General features: G+C 73.4%; 7 protein-coding genes and 1 pseudogene. 6 read left to right on the top strand and 2 right to left on the bottom strand.

What is annotated here, in order from left to right:
* Positions 1-247, bottom strand: a pseudogene (locus AB0J68_RS20130) (hypothetical protein); the annotation flags it as partial.
* Positions 248-405: 158 nt separating this feature from the next.
* On the opposite strand from AB0J68_RS20130, the gene metG reads away from it, so the two are divergent.
* On the top strand, positions 406-2,208 hold the full coding sequence (metG, locus tag AB0J68_RS20125; RefSeq protein ID WP_354861856.1) for a methionine--tRNA ligase: 1,803 nt from the start codon (positions 406-408) through the stop codon (positions 2,206-2,208).
* A 46-nt stretch (positions 2,209-2,254) separates the two neighbouring features.
* Here the strand turns inward: metG and AB0J68_RS20120 are convergent, their stop codons facing one another.
* The gene (locus AB0J68_RS20120) at positions 2,255-3,481 is read right to left on the bottom strand and encodes a hypothetical protein (RefSeq protein WP_354861858.1); all 1,227 of its coding nucleotides are present in this window, start codon (positions 3,479-3,481) and stop codon (positions 2,255-2,257) included.
* A gap of 75 nt (positions 3,482-3,556) precedes the next feature.
* On the opposite strand from AB0J68_RS20120, the gene AB0J68_RS20115 reads away from it, so the two are divergent.
* From AB0J68_RS20115 to AB0J68_RS20095, 5 genes are all read left to right on the top strand, one after another.
* Positions 3,557-4,456, top strand: a complete 900-nt coding sequence (locus AB0J68_RS20115) for a TatD family hydrolase (protein WP_354861859.1) — start codon at positions 3,557-3,559, stop codon at positions 4,454-4,456.
* A gap of 46 nt (positions 4,457-4,502) precedes the next feature.
* Positions 4,503-5,372 carry a 16S rRNA (adenine(1518)-N(6)/adenine(1519)-N(6))-dimethyltransferase RsmA gene (gene rsmA / locus AB0J68_RS20110; protein ID WP_354861861.1) on the top strand — a complete coding sequence of 290 codons (870 nt, stop codon included), beginning with the start codon at positions 4,503-4,505 and terminating at the stop codon, positions 5,370-5,372.
* Positions 5,373-5,458: 86 nt separating this feature from the next.
* Positions 5,459-6,409: a 4-(cytidine 5'-diphospho)-2-C-methyl-D-erythritol kinase gene (locus AB0J68_RS20105; protein ID WP_363939886.1), complete on the top strand. Its 951-nt coding sequence runs from the start codon at positions 5,459-5,461 to the stop codon at positions 6,407-6,409.
* A gap of 117 nt (positions 6,410-6,526) precedes the next feature.
* The gene (locus tag AB0J68_RS20100; RefSeq protein WP_355066752.1) at positions 6,527-8,332 is read left to right on the top strand and encodes an ABC-F family ATP-binding cassette domain-containing protein; all 1,806 of its coding nucleotides are present in this window, start codon (positions 6,527-6,529) and stop codon (positions 8,330-8,332) included.
* Between the two features lie 95 nt (positions 8,333-8,427).
* Positions 8,428-8,883, top strand: coding sequence for a DUF4383 domain-containing protein (locus AB0J68_RS20095; RefSeq protein WP_363939884.1), 456 nt, complete (start codon positions 8,428-8,430; stop codon positions 8,881-8,883).
* Positions 8,884-8,958 lie beyond the last annotated feature (75 nt).

The following is an 8,958-nucleotide window of genomic DNA, read 5'->3' as shown; positions in this document are numbered from 1 at the left end:
TGGGGGCCGGCGCGGCCGGCGTGGGCCGGGCCGGGGTGGCGGCGAGCTCCGTCGAGGTGTCCCGCCGTGGCGCGGCCGCCCGCCCGGACGGCGTGGGCCGCTGGTGGCCGGGCCGATCGGGTTCGGGGGCGGTGACCAGCCGGGGCTGCGGCGCGACCCCGGCGGCCCGGGGTGCGCCGGGCTCGTCGCCGCCGGTCGGCCCGGTGGGACGCTCGTCGTGGTCCCGGGCCGCTCCTCTGCCAGTCACGACGTTCATTGCACACCGGCAGCGGAGGCAGATCGGGCAGCTGGACCGCGTGTCGACGACAAATCGGACCAATGGGCGGGGTGGTCGATCCGGTCCGGCGGCCCGGCACCCCCCATTGGTTCGCGGACGCCCCGGGCGGGTCACTAGGCTTGCTGCTCATGAGTCACGTTCTCGCGGCAGTGGCCTGGCCGTACGCCAACGGCCCCCGCCACATCGGCCACGTCTCCGGTTTCGGCGTTCCCTCCGACGTCTTCGCCCGGTACATGCGGATGGCCGGCCACGACGTGCTCATGGTCTCCGGCACCGACGAGCACGGCACCCCCATCCAGGTGCAGGCCGACGCCGACGGGGTGACCCCGCGCGAGCTGGCCGACCGGTACAACAGGGTGATCGTCGAGGACCTGCACGGCCTCGGGCTCTCCTACGACCTGTTCACCCGCACCACCACCCGCAACCACTACGCGGTGGTGCAGGAGCTGTTCGAGGGGATGTACCGCAACGGCTACATCGTGCCGAAGACCACCATGGGCGCGATCTCGCCGTCCACCGGGCGCACCCTGCCCGACCGGTACATCGAGGGCACCTGCCCGATCTGCGGGTACGACAGCGCGCGCGGCGACCAGTGCGACAACTGCGGCAACCAGCTCGACCCGATCGACCTGATCGACCCGAAGTCGCGGATCAACGGGGAGACCCCGAAGTTCGTCGAGACCGAGCACTTCTTCCTGGACCTGCCCGCCCTGGCCGACGTGCTGCGCCAGTGGCTGGACACCCGGGAGGGGTGGCGGCCCAACGTGCTGCGGTTCTCCCGCAACCTGCTCGACGACCTCCAGCCGCGGGCGATCACCCGGGACCTGGAGTGGGGCGTGCCGATCCCGCTGGACGGTTGGCGGGACCGCTCCGACAAGCGGATCTACGTCTGGTTCGACGCGGTGATCGGCTACCTGTCCGCCTCGATCGAGTGGGCCCGCCGCTCCGGCGACCCGGAGGCGTGGCGCAGGTGGTGGTCCGCCGACGGGGAGGGCAAGGACGCCCGGTCGTACTACTTCATGGGCAAGGACAACATCGTCTTCCACTCGGTGATCTGGCCGGCGCTGCTCTCCGGGTATTCCGGCGAGGGCTCCCGCGACGGCGAGCCGGGGGCGCTGGGCGAGCTCAACCTGCCCACCGAGGTGGTCTCCAGCGAATACCTGACCATGGAGGGGCGCAAGTTCTCCTCGTCCCGCAAGGTGGTCATCTACGTCCGCGACTTCCTGGAGCGCTACGACGCCGACGCGCTGCGCTACTTCATCGCCGCCGCCGGCCCGGAGAGCAACGACACCGACTTCACCTGGGCCGAGTTCCTGCGCCGCAACAACGACGAGCTGGTCGCCGGCTGGGGCAACCTGGTCAACCGGTGCGTCTCGATGGCCGCCAAGAACTTCGGGGCGATCCCGTCGATCGACCCGGCCGGCCTCACCGAGGCCGACGAGGCGCTGCTCGCCGTCGCCCGCGCCGGGTTCGACACGGTCGGCGACCTGATCGGCCGGCACCGGCAGAAGCAGGCCATCGGCGAGGCGATGAAGGTCGTCGCCGAGGCCAACAAGTACCTCTCCGAGCAGGCGCCGTGGAAGCTCAAGGCCGAGGCCGACAAGCCCCGCCAGGGCACCATCCTGCACGTCGCCCTCCAGGTGGTCAGCGACGCCAACACGCTGCTCACCCCGTTCCTGCCGCACTCCGCGCAGCAGGTGCACGAGCTGCTGGGCGGCACCGGCGTGCACGCGCCGATGCCGGTCATCGAGCAGGTCGACGACCTGGACGGCGGGCCGGCGTACCCGGTGCTGACCGGGGACTACACGGTGGGCGCGCGCTGGGAGTCGGTGCCACTGGAGGCCGGTCGGCCGCTGGCCGCGCCGAAGCCGGTGTTCCGCAAGCTCGACCCGTCGATCGTCGACGAGGAGCTGGCCCGACTGGCCGGCTGATCAGCGAACGGCGCGCGGCGGTGGGCTCTCGGACCGCCGCGCGCCGTCACATCACGTACCGGGTGTCCCTGATCTGGTCGTCGCTCACCTCGGCGCCCGGCGCCCAGGTCTCGTAGACGCCCCGGTCGTGGCACTGCGCGCCGGTGGCGATCACCGCGTCCGGGTCCGGGAAACGCAGCCGTAGCCGCAGCCAGCCGGCCTCCTCGCGCAGCACCAGGCACGACACGCCCCGCCACTGCGCGAACCGGACCCGGCGGGCCACCGCGTCCACCGGATAGCGGGCCGCCCGGGTCATCGCCAGCACCCGGAACCCCCCGGGCAGGTCGGCCACCGCCTCGTACTCCGTGTCGCCGTAGAGGCCGACCAGCTGGGTGGAGCGCGGGGCGTCGCCGGTCGGCACGTACTCCTGGTCGGGGGAGAGGCCCGGCACCGCGGCCAGCAGGTGCCGCCACTGCGGGCCCACCATCCGCAGCCACGCGCGCTGCTCGGCCTGGTAGCTGTAGAGCACCACCTCGACGCCCTCGGCGGGATAGGCGACGAGCGTCGCGTTCGCCGGCATCGGCAGGTCGGCGAAGTCCCGGGTGATGAACTCGGGGATGAGCTGGCCGTTGCTCGGCACGAAACCGGTGCCCAGCACCGGCGGGCCCAGCCGGTCCCGGGACGCCAGCGCCGTCAGCCCCCGGTGCGCCTCGCCCACCGGCACGTCGTAGTCGCCCGGGTCGGCGGCCCGCCAGCGCAGCGCGTACGCCACGTCCGAGCCGTCCCGCCCGACGTCGCCGTCGGTGCGCAGCACCGTGGTCGTCGACGGCGTACGCAGGTGCGCCACGTCGTGCTCGCGATAGCAGAAGCCGTGCGGCAGCCAGCCCCGCACGTACCCGGCGAGCTGCCGGCCGGAGAGCACCTTCACCATCCGGGTGCCGCGCCGGATGATCGCCGAGGCACGCATCGCGGCCAACACCGGGTCACCCGCCGCGGACGGCTGCTGGCTGAGCTGGTGTACGTGCGACCAGCCGTGTTCCCGGTGCGCCGGCATCATCAGCGGTGTCTCCGGCTCCTCGGCCGGCACGACGGCACCGTGCACCGCGCTCACCTCCGTGACGTGCACGAACCGACGCCACGGCAGGGCGCTGCCCGGACGCGGCGCCCGCTCGAAGCCGGCCACCTCCTCGGCGCTGAACAGCTCGTACGCGGCGCCCCGGGCGATCTCCTCAGCCGGGTAGACGCCGCCGCCGAACGCCACGTGCAGCCCGGTACGTTCGCTGCGCTCGCTCACCCGGCGACGGTAGAGTCGCGCGGCGTAGTCGAGGTGAACGCCGGGTGGCGGGCGGATGGACGGCCCCGGTGTGTGATGCTGTCGCTGATGAGTGAGCCGACTGAAACCCGCCGCGAGCGTGCCGCCCGGCGGGCCGGAGAGTTCCCGCCCGCCCCCGAGCCGCTGCCCCGGCCGGTGCTGGACAGCCACACCCACCTGGACATCACCGTCAGCGAGGCTGGCGTGCCCGGTGGCGGGCCGTCCGACGACCCGGTCGCCACGGCGATCACGGTGGCCACCAAGGTCGGCGTGGACCGGCTGGTCCAGGTGGGCGTGGACGTGGCCTCCTCGCGGTGGGGCGCGGACATCGCCGAGGCGTATCCCGCCGTGCTGGCCACCGTGGCGCTGCACCCCAACGAGGCGCCCCGGCTGGCCGACCTCGACGAGGCGCTGCGGGAGATCGAGTCGCTGGCCGCCCGCGACCGGGTCCGGGGGATCGGCGAGACCGGTATGGACTTCTTCCGTACCGGCGACGAGGGGCGCGCGGCACAGGAGACGAGCTTCCGGGCGCACATCGCCATCGCCAAGCGGTACGGCCGGACGCTTGTCATCCACGACCGGGACGCGCACGCCGACGTGCTGCGGATCCTCGACGACGAGGGCGCACCGGACACGGTGGTGCTGCACTGCTTCTCCGGTGACGCCGAGTTCGCCCGCGAGTGCGTGCGCCGGGGCTACCTGCTCAGCTTCGCCGGCACCGTCACCTTCGGCAGCGCGACCGCCCTGCGCGAGGCCGCCGCGCTCACCCCGCTGGACCAGATCCTGGTGGAGACCGACGCCCCCTACCTCACCCCGACCCCGCACCGTGGCCGGCCGAACGCCTCGTACCTCATCCCGCTCACCGTCCGGTCCCTCGCCGCGACCACCGGCAGCGACCTGGACGAGCTGTGCGCGGCCATCTCCGCCACCGGCGACCGGGCCTTCGGCCCGTGGTGAGCCCGGCCCGGCGGCCGGTCCCGACGACGCCGCTACGCTGCCAGCCATGACCGGTCTCCTCGGCCCGGCGGAGATCCGGGAGCTGGCCGCCCGGCTGGGCGTCGCGCCCACCAAGAAACTCGGCCAGAACTTCGTGCACGACCCGAACACGGTGCGGCGGATCGTCACGGCCGCCGGCCTGACCCCCGACGACGTGGCCCTGGAGGTGGGCCCGGGGCTCGGCTCACTCACCCTGGGGCTGCTGCCGGTTGCCGGGCACCTGCACGCCGTGGAGATCGACCCGACACTCGCCGGTGCGCTGCCGGAGACCGTCGCCAGGCACGCCGGGGCGGACGCCGCCCGGCTCACCGTGCACCGCGCCGACGCGCTCCGGGTCAGCGCCGCCGAGCTGGCTGACCCGCCGCCGACCGCGCTGGTCGCGAACCTGCCCTACAACGTCGCCGTACCGGTGGTGCTGTACCTCCTCGCCGAGCTACCCACCCTCCGGCACGGCCTGGTGATGGTGCAGAAAGAGGTCGCCGACCGGCTCGTCGCCGGTCCCGGCTCGAAGGTGTACGGCATCCCGTCGGTCAAGCTCGCCTGGTACGCCCACGCCCGAAGCGCCGGTAAGGTGCCGCCGAACGTGTTCTGGCCAGTGCCCAACGTCGACTCCGGTCTGGTCGCCTTCACCTGCCACGAACCGCCCCGCGCCGACGTGCCGCGGGAGCGGGTCTTCGCCGTCGTGGACGCGGCGTTCGCGCAGCGCCGCAAGACCCTGCGCGCCGCGCTGGCCGGCTGGGCCGGTGGCCCGGACCGGGCCGCCGCCGCGCTGACCGCCGCCGGCGTCGACCCCGGGGCCCGGGGGGAGTCACTGACCGTCGAGCAGTTCGCCGCCATCGCCGCGTCGGCCCCGGCCGGTACGGTGGCCGCGAAGTAGGCTGACGCCGTGTCCGCCGACTCCGCCGAGGAGCTGATTTTGAGCAAGCCGTTCGACATTCGCCTGCGCACGCGGGACCTCACCCCGTGACCGAGGCCTGGCGACCGGACGACGAGGACGATCGACGCGGGGCCATCGGTCCGGTGCGGGTCCGGGTGCCCGCCAAGGTCAACCTGCACCTCGGGGTGGGCCCGCTGCGCCGCGACGGCTACCACGAGCTGAACACCGTCTATCACGCCATCTCCATCTACGACGAGCTGACCGCCCGCCGGGGCGACACGCTGGCGTTGACCATGGAGGGCGAGGGCACCGGCGAGCTGGCGCTGGACGACTCCAACCTGGTGATCCGCGCCGCGCACGCCCTGGCCGGGTACGCGGGGGTGCTGCCGCACGCCCGCCTGCACCTGCGCAAGCAGATCCCGCTCGCCGGCGGGCTGGCCGGCGGCAGCGCCGACGCGGCCGCCGCGCTGGTGGCCTGTGACGCGCTGTGGGGCACCGGGCTGTCCCGCGACGAACTGGCCGGGATCGCCGCCGACCTGGGCTCCGACGTGCCGTTCCTGATCTACGGCGGCACCGCGCTGGGCACCGGCCGGGGTGAGGCGGTCAGCCCGGTGCTGGCCCGAGCCACCTCCTGGCACTGGGTCGTGGCGATCGCCGACAGCGGCCTGTCCACCCCGGCCGCGTACCGCGAGCTGGACCGGCTGCGCGACTCCGGCGCCGCCGGCGCCCCGCTGGGCAGCACCGACGCTCTGCTGGGTGCGCTGCGTCAACGCGACCCCCGGGTCCTCGCCCGTACGCTCGGCAACGACCTGCAGGACGCCGCGCTGGCCATGCGGCCCGCGCTGGCCGACACCCTCAAGGCCGGCGAGGCGGCCGGCGCGCTCACCGGCATCGTCTCCGGCTCCGGCCCGACCTGCGTCTTCCTCGCCGCCGACGCCGCCGACGCCGAGCGGATCGCCGCCGAGCTGACCAGCGCCGGGGTGTGTCGGGAGGCACGGGTCGCGCACGGGCCCGTGGCGGGCGCGCGCGTCGGCTGACGTCGCGTCCCGGACGGCCCGCGCGGCGAGGGTGGCCGGAACGTCCGCGTACCCTTGGGTTCAGGCGTCCCGAGGTGCCCGCCGGCACCCGGACGCCTTGATCTTGAAGGGTGGAACGTGGCCAACATCGTCAATCTGGACCGGGTGTCCAAGGGGTACGGCGCCGCCGGGCGGCTGCTCACGGACGTCTCGCTCGGCCTGGACGACGCCGACCGGATCGGTGTGGTCGGCCTCAACGGCGCCGGCAAGTCCACCCTGCTGCGCCTGCTCACCAAGCAGGAGGAGCCCGACGACGGCCGGGTCACCCACCGCCGTGACCTGCGCGTGCTCTGGCTACCGCAGCAGCTCACCCTCGCCCCGGACGCCACCGTCCGGGACGTCGTGCTCGGCACCGCCTGGCTCGGTGAGGGCATGGGCGCCGAGCACGAGTGGGCCGGCGACGCCGGCGTCCGCAACATCCTCGACGGCCTCGGCATGCCGCACCTCGGCCTCGACCAGCCGGTCGGCCCGATGTCCGGTGGCGAACGGCGGCGGGTGGCGCTCGCCGCGCTGCTCGTCCGCGACTCGGACCTGCTGATCCTCGACGAGCCCACCAACCACCTCGACGTCGGCGGTGTCGACTGGCTGGCCCGGCACCTGGTCGGCCGCAAGGGCGCCCTCGTCGTGGTCACCCACGACCGGTGGTTCCTGGACGCGGTCTGCACCACCACCTGGGAGGTCGGCGACCAGACCGTCCGGGCGTACGAGGGCGGCTTCGCCGCCTGGACCCTCGCCCGCGCCGAGCGTGAACGCGTCGCCGCCGCCACCGAGGCCCGCCGGCAGAACCTGCTGCGCAAGGAGATCGCCTGGCTGCGGCGCGGGCCGCCGGCCCGCACCTCCAAGCCCCAGTTCCGCATCGACGCCGCGAACGCGCTGATCGCCGACGTGCCGCCAGCCCGCGACACCATGTCGTTGCAGCGCATGGCCGTCTCCCGGCTCGGCAAGCAGGTGTACGAGCTGGAGAACGTCGAGCTGCACGCCGGGCCGAAGGAGATCCTGCGCGACGTCACGTGGCTTGTCGGCCCCGGTGACCGGATCGCCATCCTCGGCGCCAACGGCGCCGGCAAGACCACCCTGCTGCGGATGCTCGCCGGCATCACCCGCCCCGACGGCGGCCGCCTCGGCACCGGCTCGACGGTGCGACCGGCGTTCCTCTCCCAGGAACTCGTCGAGCTGCCCGGGCACCTGCGGGTGCTGGAGGCCGTCGAGGAGGTCGCCCGCCGGGTCCAGCTCGGCGACCGGGAGGTCTCCGCCGCCCAGCTCGCCGAGGTCTTCGGGTTCGACGACCGCCGGCTCTGGACGCCCGTCAGCGACCTGTCCGGCGGTGAGCGTCGCCGGTTGCAGATGCTGCGGCTGCTCGCCGGCGAGCCCAACGTGCTGCTCTTCGACGAGCCCACCAACGACCTGGACACCGACACGCTGGCCGCGCTGGAGGACCTGCTCGACTCGTGGCCCGGCACGATCATCGTGGCCAGCCACGACCGCTACCTGATCGAACGCGTCACCGACACGGCGTACGGGATGTTCGGCGACGGCCGGCTCGTGCACCTGCCCGGTGGCGTCGACGAGTACCTCGCCCGGACCGCCGAGCGAGCCGGCGCCACCCGGGCGGGCGGCACCGGCCCGGTCGCGCCGGCCGGGCCCACCGCGGGTGGCATGTCCGCCGCCGAGGTGCGCCAGGCCCGCAAGGAGCTGACCCGGCTGGAACGGCAGCTCGGCAAGCTCGACCAGCGCGAGGTGACCCTGCTCGACCAACTCGCCGCCGACGCCACCGACTACGCCCGCGTCGCCGAGCTGGACACCCAGCTCAAGGATCTGCGCGCCGAACGGGAACGGATCGAGGAGACCTGGATGACCCTCGCCGAGGACCTGCCCGAGGGCTGAGCGGGCCGGGCACGCCGGCGCGGGGGCCGTGTGCGGCGTCACACCGACACATGCGGAACAATCGTCGGCGACACCTCACCCTTGGAGACCCAGACATGGCCCACACCCCCATCAACCACCCCGCGCGGCCGATCTACCGGGCGATCGGCGGGCTGACCGGTCTGTACCTGGTGGTCTTCGGCGTGCTCGGCATCATCACGAGCGCCGGCAACGAGATCCTCGCCCAGGACGACACCCGCGTCCTCGGCCAGGGCACCAACCTCGGCTTCTCGCTGCTCTGCGTGCTGCTCGGGCTCGTCGTGCTGGTCGGCACCGCGCTCGGCCGCAACATCGACGTGGCGATCAACCAGTGGATGGCGTACGCCCTGATGGTGATCAGCCTGGCCGGTCTGGCCTTCATCCGGACGGACGCCAACTTCTTCAACTTCAGCATCTTCACCGTGATCGCCGTGATGACGGCCGCCCTGGTGCTGCTCATGGCCGGCATGTACGGCAAGGTCGGCACGGAGGATGAGGCGGAGGCGTTCCAGAAGGCTCGTCTCGTTCTCTGAGTCTCTTCCGGTGTGTGGTTTTCGCCGGAGCCCGAGCTGCTCCGGGCGGTCAGGCTTGATCCCTGCGCAGCTCGG

The sequence above is a fragment of the Micromonospora sp. NPDC049580 genome (genome assembly GCF_040675595.1).
Taxonomy (GTDB): domain Bacteria; phylum Actinomycetota; class Actinomycetes; order Mycobacteriales; family Micromonosporaceae; genus Micromonospora.
The sequence above is the reverse complement of the archived record's forward strand: the minus strand, read 5'-3'. Positions and strand labels throughout refer to the sequence as shown.

What these genes read in the sequence shown, in the direction of transcription:
- metG (WP_354861856.1), top strand. Translation starts at nt 406, where the DNA reads ATGAGTCACGTTCTCGCGGCAGTGGCCTGGCCGTACGCCAACGGCCCC.
- AB0J68_RS20115 (WP_354861859.1), top strand. Translation starts at nt 3,557, where the DNA reads ATGCTGTCGCTGATGAGTGAGCCGACTGAAACCCGCCGCGAGCGTGCC.
- rsmA (WP_354861861.1), top strand. Translation starts at nt 4,503, where the DNA reads ATGACCGGTCTCCTCGGCCCGGCGGAGATCCGGGAGCTGGCCGCCCGG.
- AB0J68_RS20095 (WP_363939884.1), top strand. Translation starts at nt 8,428, where the DNA reads ATGGCCCACACCCCCATCAACCACCCCGCGCGGCCGATCTACCGGGCG.